Genomic DNA, 15,316 nt, shown 5'->3' on the forward strand with positions numbered 1-15,316 from the left:
CATCAGCCTTATCAATATAGTTTAGCTACAGAAGTGGTGTTTAAAGCCTAGAAAACAACGTTTTCATCTCGCCATGCAAGTACTTATGCATTGGATAATTTCTACGAGTTTGCAACAGACAGCCTTTTAACACCGTTGTACCAATTGATATCCTATCATTCGGTACTGGGTAACAACTGAGCCCATCCGTTAAGCGAATAAGTGTTTCTGTGGCGTACATAATCGCATCAGATGTCTTCAAAAAAGCATTGGCGGCAGAAAGGCTAGTAGAGATGAGCTGAACTTCAGGATCATGCCCAAGTTCTCGATAAGTCTTAAGTAAAGGCAGTGTCGCCATGCTTTGAACTGGTTGCCTTAAAATAACCAAGGGCAGCTCCGCAATATCTTCCCATGTCGTTGAGCTATCTAGAACAGGGTGATCTTGTCTGGCAAAAATTAAATTGCCTTCTGAATATATTTTTTGACTGTATAAATCCTGTGGTAAAGGAACTTGTTCAAGTTGAATACCGTAGTCGTGCTTCCCTTCCAATAGTTCCGCAATACTGTGTTCATTCCAGCTTGTTATATTAAACGTTGCTTTAGGAAAGATACTTTTCAAATGGAGGATGATCTCTGCACCAATGACTTCCAACAAGAATGTATTAGCCACGATAGAAAGGTTGCCAGTGTATTCCAATGGATCAAAGTTTTGGTAGTCTCTTAAGACATTCGAAACTGGTAATAATAGAGCGTCCATAGCTTCGGCAAGCTTAATCGCCATCTCAGACGGTTCGATTCCATAAGGTTTACGAATAAACAGATGATCGCCAAATGCCGCTCTCAGCTTTTCTAGCCCTTTACTCGCAGAAGATTGAGATATACCTAATTGCTCTGCGGCCTTCGAGGTGCTTTTGGTTTTTACCAAAACCTTCAATAACATCAAAAGTCGTAAGTCTAGATTTTTAAGTTGATCATCCATAGCTTTATCTTAGTTATCCACCCGCAGTATGATCATAACCTTTAAACAGTTACTTATCGATATTTAGATAAGTAAAGAGACGTCCGTTGAAGATGTCTCCTTCGCCTACACTAATCAAATATGCTAGTTGAAATAGCCAACCTATACGGTTCCATAATAAAAGCAGATAGAATGAGTTGAATTTTCTACTACATCGTAAAGGTCATTATCTCTATTTTATTAAAAACGTACCTCTACTGTCATACCCTCTACCCAGTGCTCCTGTCTAGGTTCAGTAATAAGATCTAAGTTCACTTTCAAAAATGCAGGTTGACCTTCAAATGGACTCACAAGCTGAGAGGGTAGTTTGCTCACCACTTCGACAGACTTCGACACCATTGCATCATAGCTGGTTCCATCAGGAAATCTCACCTTCACCTTCTTTTCCTGTTTCGCAAGATCAAGGTATTTAGGGTTTAAATAGGCAACGATATGCGGAACGGTGTTCCTAGATATTGTAATTAGCTCATCACCCTCTTGAACTCGTTGTCCTTCGACAACGTGAATGTCTACAACGCGCCCATCATATGGCGATGTTATGGTCAGTTCACGCTCAAGTGTCCTTTTTAGCACCAAGTCCTGCATTAATAAACGCCTAGATTGACTAACCGCCCCGGCAAGGTTGCGTTCTTTCCTATCTCTTTTGGCTTCATTATAAGCAATTAACTGATTATTTAACTGATTATTAAGCGAATTACTTATTCCAACTATACTAGTATAATCAACTTCTGAGACTTGTCCTTTCTCTCGGTATTCTTCATACCGATGTTGTATCTGTAAAATCTTATCTAGACTTCTTCGGGTTTCAGTTATGCCATTCAAGTGAAGACTATCAATATCGATGGGCACTTCAATAAGTTTAAGAAGCTCCGATTCCAGAAAGCTAATCTGCTCTTCTATTTCTAGATTATTAAGTTGAATAACGGCTTGATTCTCATTAACTAAGACTCCTATTTTAACTGGAGTTGGCCCTACGGTACCCGCGGTCTTAGCGGTTATTGTTACCGGGTTTGAAGTAACAATAGCAGGAGAAATAGTCAAAATATTATTCCGAAAAAATAAATAGGCCAAAAATATTACTGGACTAACCACCAGAGCTAAAATTAGATACCACCGTAGTCGATACCCCCCTCTTTTAGCTTTACCATATACAACTTTCACGCCATCGTTCGATTGAGGGTTATTCTCTTTTTTTAAATGAAACTTCACTTTCATTATTAAAACCTTTTACCTTTTTTAAGTACCCACCATGGAGCCATACTTGATTCTTCATGGCTCCTTCTGAGTAACTCATTAACCATTGAAAAAGCCGTAATTAATCGCATACACATTTGGTAGAGCGGATATAGTGGTAACCATTTCGCCATCAGAAAGTCCTCTTTTACTCTTTCTGATACTAACCCTAGATAAACAATATAAAATATCGCACCAATAAATAAATACATGGAATAAAGCAATACAAGTAATGCTATGACAAAGTCAGAAGGGTAAGACCAGGATATATAAAGCATAAATAATGTTACTAATATCGGTAATAGAATATTTTGTAACACCCCATACACTAAAGTAAAAACAAAATTCCCCCAACCTAATAGCTTTGGAGTTATACCTTCATTATGTTTTCGTAAAAAAAGGAAGAGAAGATCTCCATCCCACCTCAATCGTTGAGATACTAATCCACTTATGGTATCAGGTACATCAGTATGCCCTACTGCTCTTGGTGTAAAAGCCAATTTAGTATTTGGATAGCGCTTCTTATATTGTTTGAGCCTCATAGTAAGATCTAAATCTTCTGCTGTATGGGTGTCCCAGCCTCCAACCTGTTTCAAACTATTTTTTCTAAATGCACCGAAAGCACCGGAAATATTATTTAGTACACCCCAATTAGATAGTCCAGTTTTGCCCGCCTGCATAGATAGCATGTACTCTAAAGACTGCATCCGAGTAATTAAATTTTTTTTCCAATTTCGAACTCTTAAAGCCCCACCAGACGCTATAACATTCGCATCCGAAAACTTGCTCACCATTTGCAACGTCATATCATTGTCGAAGGATGTATCACCATCTACATTAATTACAAACTCACCTTTGGCGGCATCTAAACCTGCATTTAATGTAGATACTCTCCCACCTCTTTGCCATTTAGGAACGACTCGAACAGTACGATTTTTAACTCCAGCATGACGTCGCTCTCCACGAATTGCAGCCTGATACGTGTCTTGATTTTGCGAGGCTCCATCTACTACAGCAAGAATTTCTATAGACCCAGGATAGATTTGTTCGACTAGCGTGTCGATCGTAATCTCGATCGCATCACCTTCACCATAACAAGTAATTACAAAAGAAATTGACGGATACTCAACTACTTCAACTTTATTTTCATAGTATGCCCAACGAAATATCCCCGTTAATACTAGTAGAAATAAAGGTAGCTCAACTAAGAACATCATGGGAAAGAGTAGTAACCATAATTCTACGTTTTCACTCAGCATGCCCCAAAAGTATTGTTGTAAACTAATACTATTCGGCAGCATAGATTTCGCCGACTCTATTTTCAAGCCAGAACGATACATCACCTTTCATGTCTATATCAGGTATGCTCCAAGCTGTTACATTTAGGGTAAACTCTTCATCTTCAATTAGACTACACAGCTGTTCAATTTTATCTTTCAGTACCTGCATATTTTTCATCTTAGTTTTTGGCATTAAAACAAATAACACATCACTTTTATATTGGCAGCAAATATCCGAATCTCTAAATAAACCGTTTAATCGATACGTAATTTGTTCCAATAATGCGAACATTTTTGCTTCACCATTTTTTAATGCGTAGTCTGTTAATCGAGGCAGATATAGCCCTAATAATAAATGCTCTTCTTGATGTCGAACAGCCAATCGGTTTACCCAATCCAGCAAGTTAGAAAAATAGTTACCATCTACCTTACCTTGTAAGGACAATTCAGGTGCTGCCGACTGAGCGCCATGTCGCATTATATACTCGCCTTGAGTACCGAGCTTTAATGCGTAGATTTTTCTAACCACGAGCTCAGAAATATCATTTTGAGAACCACAGCTAAAGCATACTGATAATGTTTCTGCTTCTGCAAAGGTGTGTGCGCAAGCATTACATGAATGGGTCTCTAACGGGCGATCATAATCAACACCAATGTGGCGTAGTTGTGTTAAACACTTAGGGCACTCTATTTTATTATTTCGCTTAAATTTACTTTGTTCGGCAACGTGACCACAAGTAAAGCAATGTAAAGACACCCTCTCTGAAATATCTATATTTTTGCATGAAGGACATGATTCAATATAATTAAGATGTGCGCTATTACAATCTCGGCATACACGAATTCGATCTACGAGACTGTCAATCTCTAGAATATCTCGTTTTACTTCAGAAAGTACAAATCGATATGTAGAACTCAGTTCAGGGTAATAGAGTTCCACAAGCGGATACGAATAGACAGTTTGACTAGTTACAATCTTACTTGGTAGAAGCCGCCTCGAGAAATCTAGGCCTAACCATCCTATCAACGGTTCGATATCACTTGTAGAACGTATTGTTTGTAACTTTAAGGAGTGATTACTTGAATCTTCAATCATCCTTTCAGGATCAAAAATGCCGTCAGATAAGATTGCAGATAGAGGGCTTGGGTTTAATACATAGACACGCCAAGACCAAAAGCTAAGTAAACGATGAAAATCCTGTAGCGTCGTATCTTGCTTACTAGGTACTAGGTTGATAATAAGTGTGCCACCAAGAACCTTGGGAAGATCTACTAAGTTTTCTACGGATTGAAAAGTAACCTGCTGACTAGTATTGAACTCCATGTTTCCAATACAATAAACATCTATACTTTTATTCATACACTCCCCCAGAGTTTGCAAAATCTCAACCTATGTCCTACCTCACTTGATAGAGGAGCGCGATGTTATTTCATTTGATCATCATGTACAAATGCTAAATGTTAATAACACATCATCACTAATAACACTTAATACATTACGCATGTAGATGTATATAAGCCCCCCTTTATCACCTATCTTATCAACAGCAGTGCCAACAAAAATATTCTTGCTAATACTAGATAATATCTATGTTATTTAAGTACGATAAAGCACTTTCACCACATGCCAGCCAAACTTAGTTTTAACTAGGTGAGGAACTAGAGTTTCGCCACTAAAGCAGACTTTATCGAATTGAGGCACCATTTGACCTTTACGAAACTCACCCAAGTCGCCACCCTTTTTACCTGATGGGCAATTTGAGTATTTCTTAGCGAGGGTTTGAAACTTTGCGCCCTTTTTAAGTTGCTTGATGATGTCTTCTGCTTGTTCTTTATGCTTCACCAAAATGTGAAGTGCTGCTGCGGTGCTCGCCATGTTTTTGCTCTACTTGTAATGTCTAACTACTCATTGGCTGCGATTCTACCTCAACCAATCGAGATCTTCACCCAACTCACATACCTTGTTAGATCAATAAACGTTTCACTGGTGCCAAATTCCACATCCGTTGGCATTGCCCCATAAGGAAAATACGTTACTATTAATAGTAGTAGATTCATCTTTGAGACACGTTATGGCTAAAACACCCAGTAAAGCAAACCAATCCCAAGGTATGCTTATGTTCACCCTGAATGCGCAGAAACAACTGTTCGCTATAGGGACACTAAAGGTTCGGGAAATTGTTCCCTATATGCCTACAACTCAAATTCCTTACTCACATCACCATGTAGTTGGTACGGTGACAATTCGTGACTTAACAGTCCCTGTAATCGATATGGCTGCGGCCATTGGTTTTCGACCGATTCAACCTGAAGAATACAATGATAGCTACCTCATTGTGACCGACTGTTTACGTACGATTGTTGCCTTTATGGTGCGCTCAATTGAAAAGATCATTGAATGTAACTGGCGCTCCATTGAGTCTCCACCTGAAACAACAGGTAAGGATGTGTTCGTAACGGGTATCACGCGTCACGACGAGCAAATCGTACAGATGCTCGATGTTGAATTATTACTGTCAAAAATATATCCGCAATATGAATCCGCCAATATCCCTATGCTTACAGATATTGAACGAGAGCGCTTAAAAGCTCTGAACATCCTACTTGTGGACGACTCTTCAATTGCCAGAAAACAACTCGCAGATGCGTTGGATAGAATCAATATCCCTTATCAAATCTGTAAGAACGGGCTGGAAGCACTTGAGTTAATGAAGTCTCAGTCTTCAACCGTTCAGGCAATAGATCTCTTAGTTAGTGATATTGAAATGCCGGGTTTAGATGGTTACGAGCTTGCATTTGAAGTACAAAACTCGCCAGATCTTGATAGCGCTTACTGCATTTTGCACACGTCGCTATCGAGTGAGATTTGTATTGAGAGAGCGCATCAAGTGGGCGCTCATGAAGCGTTAGAGAAATTTAATGCTGGCGAATTGATACAAGCGATGCTGAAAGGTGCTAAGCATATCGAAGAGAGTAAACAACCCGTTTAGCCCGTTTATTGAATTTGGGATATGCCGAAAAATGCTGAGTGAATCACTCAGCATTTCTATTTCTGGCACTCGCTTACATAGAGCGTTTCTCTTTCTGATTTTTTGAGTTTGCTTACTACGAGTTGGTAGGATCGCTCACTTAACTCTTTGATAAGGGACTCTTCAACATCACTATTGAGGTCAACCGTTACCCAATGGCGTTTATTCATATGATACCCCGGAGAAATACCATCAAACTGGCTGACTAGAACTTCTCCATCTTCAGGGGCACACTTTAGGTTTACAATTTCTCTTCCATCACGTTCACTAATAAGTGCAAACATTTTACCTTTCACTTTCAGAACTAAAACCTCAACGCCAAAAGGGAAGTCCTGCTCTGCTGCGACAAACGCCATTAAGAACTCTTCAAGTTGCTTACTCTCCACCACTACCTCCTTGTCAAGGTGCTCTTACCGCAACTAGCTGCAACCTTATGATTCGAACTGAGCTAGCCATGTTGTTAACAATTGATTTAATTGCTTCTTCTGAGTTGCCGATAAAGAGTCAACCAAACTGGTTTGCACGGCGACATGCTCTGTCATCATTTCATCGATGAGAACTAATCCATCTTTCGTCAGCTTTACGAATACGCTACGACGGTCTTCTTTACTGTGAGTACGTTCAATAAGCCCTTTCTTTTCTAACTTGTCGAGACGATTGGTCATCGCACCCGATGTCAGCATCATTGAGTCAATTAATTCAGACGGCGTTAGGCTGTATGGTTTGCCACTTCTTCTCAACGTGGCCAGTACATCAAATTCACCTAATTTTAAGTCATATTGCTTATGTTTTTCTGCAACGTGTGTTTCTAAGTGTTTGGAAACACGCAATAAACGCCCTAGCATTGCCATTGGCTGCGTATCTAACTCTGGTTTCTCGGTGGCCCACTGCTCTACAACACGTTCAATTGCGTCCATAATTAATTTACTCTCCCTTAAAAAATAGATCAGATCCTCAATATCTTAACATAAAGATACTTTACAAATAGTGATTTTAGGCGTAAGTTCACACAAAAATATCTTAATGTGAAGATAATTGATTTTATGAATATACTTTTAGCAATGATCCCCGCATTTTTCTGGGGCACAACGTATGCCGTAACACAGTATACGCTTCCTAACTGGCCACCTTTATTGCTAGGGGCTTTGCGCGCTTTGCCCGCTGGATTATTGCTGCTAATGGTTAAACCGACCCTACCTAAAAAGGGAGAGTGGCAAGTTCTCTTCAGTTTGGGCCTAATCAACATTGCGACGTTCTTTGGCTTGATATTTGTTATGGCATTGACATTACCATCTGCTATATCAGGTGTTGGTATGGTTTCCGTTCCCGTCTTTGCGATGATTTTTCATTGGGTAATCGGAAATAAAAGACCCAATTTGTTACAGGCACTATCTGGTATCGGGTTAGTAATTTTAGCGTGGCTACTGTTTGACCCAAGTTCCATTAGCCTCAACCCTATTGGCTTAGCGGCGATGTTGGCAGCGATCATGTGTATTGTTGTTGGCAGTAGTATTACGAAATCACTTGGCAGCAAAATGGACTGGTGGAGTGTACTAACTTGGCAGTTATTAATCGGTGGCATTATTCTAGCTCTTGCTTCTGGCTTCCACTATTTTGTCGATTCTGCCCCATATATTGCCGTATATGAGAACTTTAATAGCGCAAACTTTATGGGCCTACTTTGGGTTATTGGTTTTAATACCGCGCTTGGCTATGGCATGTACGTTTGGCTCTTACAAAGAATGTCTGTCGTTGACTTTACATTTGGTAGCATCGCAAACCCTATCGCTGGAATCGTCAGTGGATTAATACTGATTGGGGACTCATTTACACTCTATCAATATACATTGATGCTTAGTATGATAGCTACTTCCCTATTACCTCAGATTATTATTTCGATTAGACAAGTCAAGTCTCCATCTTCCGTAAAAGTTAGCTAAAGCTTGATTTTGATGGTTACTCAGCTTTGTTGCTTTTGCTAAAATAGACAAAGAATATTGAAGCAAACATTCAATTAATCAACTAATCTTAGGCTTATAAGTAATTGTTAGTTATGGCAGCAAAAATAGAAATGACGAGCGACGACTTCAAAAAATCGACTGCTAATTTAAAAAAGGCAGTTCCATTGATGATGAAAAACCATGTTGCCGCGACGCCCGCGAATTATGCAGTGTGGTACACCTACGTCGATGAAAGTAACCCTGAACTTAATCAAGAACTCGACATGGTTGTTGAGAATTTTGGTGTGTGTCCGCCTGCTGCGGGCAAAGAGCTTTATAACAACTATGTTGCCGATCAAGCTGAAACTGATCTAACAGATCTGAGAGAAAATATCGAACTACTGGTCAACGAAGTCGCTAGCTCGATGACTGATACTCTTTCCGACACCTCTTCATTTTCTGAATTTATTGATAAGAGTTTTACCGATCTTAGCCGCGTAGAAAAAGAAGGGTTATCTCTCGATGAAGTAATGGGAGTAATTCGTCAACTTGTCTCTGAGTCACGAGAGATCCGTAATTCGACCGATTTCCTCAATGGTCAACTTAGTACTGCTACCCAAGAAATATCTCGCTTAAAATCCCAACTTGCAGAAGTTCAACAAGACGCGCTCTTTGATAGCTTATCGAGCCTATACAATCGTAGAGCCTTTGATGCTGATCTTTTTTCGTTATGCCGTGCAGAGCAGCCGATGTCTCTTATTTTGCTCGATATCGATCACTTCAAAAACTTCAACGATAATTATGGTCATCTATTTGGTGATACCGTTATTCGAGCGTTAGCAAAACGGCTGCAAACCAGCTGCCGTGAAGGGATAACAGCTTATCGATTTGGTGGAGAAGAGTTCGCGCTTATTGTTCCAAATAAATCCATTAGAATTGCCCGCCAATTTGCAGAAACCGTTCGCCGTGGTATTGAAAAGCTGTCGATAAAAGATCGCCGTTCTGGTAAGCAGATTGCAAATATTACCGCTTCATTTGGGGTGGCTGAATATCAAAGAGGTGATTCTGTCGAAATGTTAGTAGATCGTGCTGATGCATTGCTTTATGAGGCGAAGCAATTAGGAAGAAATCGTGTAATGCCTCTTTAAGACGTAACATAATAGTTAGAAAAATAAGGGCTCAATAGTAGATATTGAGCCCTTATTTTGTTTGAATCTGACAACCAGATACTTGGTTGTTTATCCATCAGTGGTTATTTTTTCAATCAAGATTTGTTCAACTTCATCTGCCTTCTCAATATTGATTTGACAGGTTCCAGCGGCTTTATGCCCACCTCCACCATGTTTAAGCATCAACTCACCTACATTGGTTTTTGAGCCTTTATCAAAGATCGATTTACCTGTGGCAAACACAATGTTCTGTTTTTGAAATCCCCACATTTTATGAATCGAGATATTACACTGTGGAAATACCGCATAAATCATAAAACGATTCCCTGCGTATATCGTCTCTTCTTTGGTGAGATCTAAAACCACTAAGTTGTCGTATACTTTTGCACAGCGAACAATCTGCTCTTTGAACAGGTTTTCATGCTCTCGATACATAGAAACCCGTTCAATAACATCAGGGAGCTGTAGAATTTCATCTATCGTATGGGATTTACAAAAATCGATAAGGTCCATCATCAATTGATAATTAGATATTCTAAAATCTCGGAATCTCCCCAGTCCCGTTCTTGCATCCATTAGAAAATTAAGTAGATTCCAGTCAGTTGAATCTAGAACCTCATCACGAGTAAAGTTTGCAGAATCCCCTTTATCGACCGCTTCCATCATCTCAACCCAATGCAGCGGAAACTTTGAAACTCCCCCGTAATAGTCCCAAACCACTCTCGCAGCTGATGGGGTGTCGGGTTCAATAATGTGATTGGTGTGTTCACCAGGGTTACGCAATTTCTCTGAAAGGTGATGATCAAAAACAAGGTGAGCTTGAGGAACGTAGGGAAGATTGGTCACGATATCATTTTCGGTAATCGTTACTTTGCCATCCTGCATATCTTTAGGGTGAACAAATGTAATGTCTTCAATCAAATCAAGTTGCTTTAATAGTACAGCGCAAACTAGCCCATCGAAATCGCTACGAGTAACAAGCCGAAATTTATTCACTGACATACCTAGATCCTTACTTGGTATTTATGTTCACTGAGTCAAACATCATTAATTGGATCAATGTGTAATTACTGTGGTGTTTGTATTAATTCTAGACATGTTCAATTTTTTGACAAACTTAACACAATATTTTTTAAAGGTTCTTTTATACTGACCTAAGACATAAAGGTGTTTATTTGGAGATAATAATGAAAAAAACCTATATTTTTGCGAGTTTAGCAGCCGTTGCTGTGTTAGCTGGCTGCTCAAGCGAACCTGATGAATATGAGGTTAAAGAATATACGTCTATTGCTAACCCAGCGTCAGTTTACTGTGTACAGCAAGGCGGTGAACTTGAAACCGTGTCTGAAAATGAAATGCGCGTAACTTACTGTGTGATTTCAGAAGAAGAGCGTACAGAGCAGTGGGAATACTACCGTAATGCTCAAGAGCAAAAGAAAGAGAAGTAATCAATCTGGCGAGTTATCAGCGCCACCAACGAGTTTCTAATTGACTCTCAGGGTCAAGATATCGATTCAATAAGGTAAGGTTTGTATCCAACACTGCGAGATACTCCCTTACCTTTTTTATTGGCATATTAGGCATAGTCTCAAACACCGCTTTTTCTAGCGTCTGAACCAACAACGCTAGCATCATAAATTCATCATTCCCTGTTAATTGCTGATTAAGTGCTATCAGAGCTTGTTCTGCTATCTTAAGTGGCTGTTTTCGAACCTCTGTTAAATCCCTACGAAACACACCACTCACCACCCCTTCTAAATACACGCGATAGGTCGTTAGTGCTTCAACATGCAAAAATAGATCGGCTTTAACATCGTTATATGGAATCGGTACAGATACATGATCATCTAATCGATAGGATATATTTAGTGTTACCCCTTGAGCCAAACACTTAGCGCGTAACACACCTAGAAGCCCCTGCTCATCCATCAACTGTTGAATCTCAAAAATTCTATATAAGTGATAATCATTTGATACAAATACAACCTCAAGTTGAGCATCATTTTTAATGAGACCGCTATCAAGTAATGCTTTTGAGCCGTGCTGAATATTTTCTACGGTGCTCGTTGAGTCTTGTTCTAATAAGATATGTTGCGTAGGAAATTCAATCGCACCAGCGTGCATCTGAAAATAACCAAACATCGCCTGAGACTCAGAGATACTCTGCTCTTTGGTTGTTCCACCACAGAACAACAATGCAGTATGAGATGGACTTTGACTCGGCAAGTAATCAATCAAAGCATCTACGCGGCTTTTTCCTTCTAACGTCAATTGACTATTCTGAAGGCGCTTTCCTAACACAATAATAACTTTCTCAATACCCATCACTGATGTCTCAATTCTCGTTGTTGAATAGATGAATAAATGACCTTTTGAGTTAGATTAAATCGATAAAACAGACGCACACTCATTCACTTAACAGCTAAACTTAATTAGTTGTCCCAGTTTAACAGACACAACCAAGGTAGGACGAAGTTATGCTATCGATTTTTGATATTTATAAAATTGGCGTTGGCCCTTCTAGCTCACATACTAACGGCCCGATGATTGCGGGCTACCGATTTACTCGTCTTATCAAAGAACAGATATCCAAAGTGACTCGTATTCAGGTTGATCTCTACGGGTCTTTGTCACTCACTGGTATTGGTCACCATACCGATCGAGCCACTATTTTGGGCTTGCTTGGATACAAACCTGACACTATTAAAGTCACTACAGCGAATGTTGAAATGCAAGCCGCGATTGATGACAACTCTTTGTGCATTGCCGGTGACCACAACATTAAGTTTAATTACGACAGTGACATCTTATTCCATTCTACCAACCTGCCATTGCATGAAAATGGCATGACCATCACCGCCTTTGATGACCAGGCCAACCAAATAGGCTTTGAAACCTACTATTCCATTGGCGGCGGTTTTATCGCGACTGCGACCGAACTTGAAAGTAAAGATCAAAAGGTTGACGTTAACGTCGCCCACCCTTTTAGTTCTGCGCAAGAAATGCTCGAAACTGCGGACAGTATTGGTTTAAGCCTTGGTGGAATGATTTTAAAAAATGAACAGAGCTTTTTAAAACCTGCTGAGATTGACGCGAAAGCCGACCAAATATGGAAGGTGATGTCTTTATGCATGCAGCGTGGCTTTGATACAGAAGGTATCTTAGATGGCGGCTTAAATGTAACTCGACGCGCACCAAATCTGCTCAAAAAACTTGAAGCGAATGCCGCAATTGAGAACGATCCTATGGAGATCCTCGACTGGGTTAATCTATTTGCGTTCGCTGTTAGTGAGGAGAATGCAGCAGGTGGCCAAGTTGTTACCTCGCCTACCAATGGTGCGGCTGGTGTTATTCCAGCCGTATTGATGTATTACCATCGCTTTATTAAAGAGCTTGATACCAAGCAGCTCAAGGACTTTATCGCAGTTTCTGGTGCCATTGGCATTTTGTATAAAACCAACGCGTCGATTTCTGGCGCAGAAGTCGGCTGCCAAGGTGAAGTTGGCGTCTCTTCTTCTATGGCTGCTGCTGGCTTAACAGCCCTAAGAGGCGGTAGTAATGAGCAGATGTGCATTGCCGCAGAGATCGCAATGGAACACTCTTTAGGTATGACTTGCGACCCAATCGGCGGCCTTGTTCAAGTGCCATGTATCGAACGTAACGCGATGGGGGCGATGAAAGCGATCAATGCTTCACGTATGGCTCTGAAACGAACCAGCAAATGCTTAATCTCGCTCGATAAGGTAATTGAAACCATGTATGAAACAGGTAAGGACATGAATAGAAAGTACCGAGAAACATCACTCGGTGGGCTAGCAACTATTTATCAAGCGCCTCCCTGCGAGTAACCAATACTCCAACCTATCTTGTTCCTTTTCTTTCTACCGCCCACAAAAGTGGGCGTTAATAGCGTTCAAACATCTCGAATCACCCTACCAATAATGAAATCAGTGTTTCCATTAGTCTATCTAATTCAAAATGCAATCGGTTACGTGTTAATAATAAGCATAATAACCACACTCGCATTAGATAAACGAATCCATACATTAGAAATCCTCGTGACTAAATAACTTTTTCTGCGATAATTGTTTCAGTTTATGTCTATCTACAAATGATAGAGTTGTTAGATGTTAATTCTATCTTTAAGCAATTTAACGAGGTGATTATGTGGAATAAGCTCAACAAATCAATGATGTTCTGCCAAATGATGTTTGGTTTGTCTTTCTATGGTGTCATGGTCATTCTGACCCGATTCTTCCTAGAGGACCTAGGCTATAGCGAAGCAGATACGATGATGGTTGTCGGTGCATTTTCATCCATCGGCCCCCTATTTGCTATCGCCGGCGGATTTATTGCTGACAAGTTTCTCGGCTCATACCGCTCGCTAACGATCGCCTACGGTACGTTTTCAGTGGGTTATGGCTTGCTCATTCTTGGGGCGTCGACAACCAATGTTCCGCTAGCCCTAGTTGGTATTGCACTAGCAAGTTACGCTCGTGGCCTAATGTCTCCTTCATATCCTAGTTTGTACAAACGCACTTTTTCTACTGAAGAAGATTTCGAAAATGGCTACCCTGTTAACTACTCCGTTAATAACGTAGGCGCGCTGTTAGGCCAATACCTATTCCCAATGTTCGTTTTGGTGATTGGCTTCCACGGCAGCTTTATGCTATCCGCTGTAATGGCTGGTTTTGCATTTATCACATTGATCATTTTCAACAAGCAGCTAGTCAATGTAGCCGCTGACATTGATAAAGCACCAGTAAGTACAAAAAATTGGATTGCGTTCTTCGGTCTTTCAGCAGCAATGGTTGGCTTGGTGTTCTTCATGTTCTCCAACATGGATATCGGACAAAATATCGTTTACGCAATCGGCGCAGCAGCTATCTTGTACTTCATTTCGTTAATGCTTAAATCAAGCAAATCTGACGCGCTGAAGATGGGGACAATCCTAATCATGGTTGTGCTCACGACATGCTTCTTCGTTTACTACGGTCAAATGATGACATCAATGACCATGGTAACCATCAACACCATGCGCGGTGATCTGTTCGGCATTATTCCTATTGCACCTGAAGCTTCAATGGCGATGAACCCACTGTGGTGTATTGTTGCAGGCCCTGTCATTTCAATGACCTTTTCATCTTTAGAAAAACGTGGCGTTAGCTTCTCTACGGCTACAAAGATTGGCTTCTCATTCATCTGCACGGCGATTGCATTCGGCATACTGACAATGGCTGTAATGGGTGTTGGTGAGGATGTCGTTATTCGACCTGAAGTATTCTTAGTGATTCACTTCTTCCAAGCCTTTGCTGAAGTTATTGTGGGAAGTCTCGTGGTTGCGTTTATTCTTTCCGTTGCGCCTAAGCACATCGAGAACTTCTCTGTGAGCCTTTTCTCTGTTGCTATCGCGCTAAGTGGTATCGTTGGCGCAGTATTCTCTACGTCGATCGCACTAGAAAAAGGTCAAGAGCTGACTCAAGAGATCGTTCAAACGGTTTACGGTGATTACTTCCAGCTATTAACAGTTCTAGCGGTTGTTATGGTGGGTATCGCGTTTGTATCTTCAGTCGTCATTCGTAAGATGCTTGCCGCCGCTAAAGAATCAGAGCAGCCAGAGTTGGTTGAAGCAGAGAGCTAATACCTCAATTATTCAACCGGTTTAAAG

Annotated in this window: 15 protein-coding genes; 6 read left to right on the forward strand and 9 right to left on the reverse strand. The window is 40.5% G+C overall.

The window, feature by feature from the left end:
* Positions 1–40: 40 nt before the first annotated feature.
* From L4C54_RS07070 to ppiC, 5 genes are all read right to left on the reverse strand, one after another.
* Positions 41–958 carry a LysR family transcriptional regulator gene (locus L4C54_RS07070; protein ID WP_428807616.1) on the reverse strand — a complete coding sequence of 306 codons (918 nt, stop codon included), beginning with the start codon at positions 956–958 and terminating at the stop codon, positions 41–43.
* 219 nt (positions 959–1,177) lie between these two features.
* On the reverse strand, positions 1,178–2,212 hold the full coding sequence (locus L4C54_RS07075) for an HlyD family secretion protein (RefSeq protein WP_428807617.1): 1,035 nt from the start codon (positions 2,210–2,212) through the stop codon (positions 1,178–1,180).
* A 2-nt stretch (positions 2,213–2,214) separates the two neighbouring features.
* Entirely contained in the window at positions 2,215–3,531 is a 1,317-nt protein-coding gene (locus L4C54_RS07080) for a glycosyltransferase family 2 protein (RefSeq protein ID WP_428807618.1), read from the reverse strand.
* Complete coding sequence (locus L4C54_RS07085) at positions 3,518–4,870, reverse strand: TackOD1 domain-containing metal-binding protein (RefSeq protein WP_428807619.1); 1,353 nt, start codon at positions 4,868–4,870, stop codon at positions 3,518–3,520. Before L4C54_RS07085 ends, L4C54_RS07080 begins: the two co-directional genes overlap by 14 nt.
* Positions 4,871–5,107: 237 nt before the next feature.
* A complete protein-coding gene (gene ppiC / locus L4C54_RS07090) occupies positions 5,108–5,386 on the reverse strand; it encodes a peptidylprolyl isomerase PpiC (protein ID WP_248009694.1) in 279 nt (92 codons plus the stop codon).
* A gap of 196 nt (positions 5,387–5,582) precedes the next feature.
* On the opposite strand from ppiC, the gene L4C54_RS07095 reads away from it, so the two are divergent.
* Positions 5,583–6,500, forward strand: coding sequence for a chemotaxis protein (locus L4C54_RS07095; protein ID WP_428807620.1), 918 nt, complete (start codon positions 5,583–5,585; stop codon positions 6,498–6,500).
* 56 nt (positions 6,501–6,556) lie between these two features.
* Here L4C54_RS07095 and L4C54_RS07100 read toward each other — a convergent pair whose 3' ends face one another.
* Together L4C54_RS07100 and L4C54_RS07105 are read right to left on the reverse strand one after the other, a co-directional pair.
* Complete coding sequence (locus tag L4C54_RS07100) at positions 6,557–6,925, reverse strand: MmcQ/YjbR family DNA-binding protein (RefSeq protein ID WP_428807621.1); 369 nt, start codon at positions 6,923–6,925, stop codon at positions 6,557–6,559.
* Between the two features lie 45 nt (positions 6,926–6,970).
* Positions 6,971–7,456, reverse strand: a complete 486-nt coding sequence (locus L4C54_RS07105) for a MarR family winged helix-turn-helix transcriptional regulator (RefSeq protein WP_428807622.1) — start codon at positions 7,454–7,456, stop codon at positions 6,971–6,973.
* A gap of 126 nt (positions 7,457–7,582) precedes the next feature.
* On the opposite strand from L4C54_RS07105, the gene L4C54_RS07110 reads away from it, so the two are divergent.
* Positions 7,583–8,479 carry an EamA family transporter gene (locus tag L4C54_RS07110; RefSeq protein WP_428807623.1) on the forward strand — a complete coding sequence of 299 codons (897 nt, stop codon included), beginning with the start codon at positions 7,583–7,585 and terminating at the stop codon, positions 8,477–8,479.
* 131 nt (positions 8,480–8,610) lie between these two features.
* Positions 8,611–9,627 (forward strand): GGDEF domain-containing protein, encoded by a 1,017-nt coding sequence (locus tag L4C54_RS07115; RefSeq protein ID WP_428800736.1) that lies wholly within the window; start codon positions 8,611–8,613, stop codon positions 9,625–9,627.
* A gap of 90 nt (positions 9,628–9,717) precedes the next feature.
* Here the strand turns inward: L4C54_RS07115 and L4C54_RS07120 are convergent, their stop codons facing one another.
* Positions 9,718–10,650 (reverse strand): exopolyphosphatase, encoded by a 933-nt coding sequence (locus tag L4C54_RS07120; protein ID WP_428807624.1) that lies wholly within the window; start codon positions 10,648–10,650, stop codon positions 9,718–9,720.
* 185 nt (positions 10,651–10,835) lie between these two features.
* Here L4C54_RS07120 and L4C54_RS07125 point away from each other — a divergent pair, with 185 nt between their 5' ends.
* Complete coding sequence (locus tag L4C54_RS07125; protein ID WP_428799893.1) at positions 10,836–11,096, forward strand: putative hemolysin; 261 nt, start codon at positions 10,836–10,838, stop codon at positions 11,094–11,096.
* 16 nt (positions 11,097–11,112) lie between these two features.
* Here the strand turns inward: L4C54_RS07125 and L4C54_RS07130 are convergent, their stop codons facing one another.
* On the reverse strand, positions 11,113–11,973 hold the full coding sequence (locus L4C54_RS07130) for a YdcF family protein (protein WP_428807625.1): 861 nt from the start codon (positions 11,971–11,973) through the stop codon (positions 11,113–11,115).
* A 152-nt stretch (positions 11,974–12,125) separates the two neighbouring features.
* Between L4C54_RS07130 and L4C54_RS07135 the strand changes: the two genes are divergently transcribed.
* Positions 12,126–13,496, forward strand: a complete 1,371-nt coding sequence (locus tag L4C54_RS07135) for an L-serine ammonia-lyase (protein ID WP_428799891.1) — start codon at positions 12,126–12,128, stop codon at positions 13,494–13,496.
* A gap of 317 nt (positions 13,497–13,813) precedes the next feature.
* On the forward strand, positions 13,814–15,289 hold the full coding sequence (locus tag L4C54_RS07140) for a peptide MFS transporter (protein WP_428807626.1): 1,476 nt from the start codon (positions 13,814–13,816) through the stop codon (positions 15,287–15,289).
* Positions 15,290–15,316 lie beyond the last annotated feature (27 nt).

It is taken from the genome of Vibrio lamellibrachiae, from assembly GCF_050337265.1.
GTDB classification, from domain to species: Bacteria; Pseudomonadota; Gammaproteobacteria; order Enterobacterales; family Vibrionaceae; genus Vibrio; species Vibrio kyushuensis.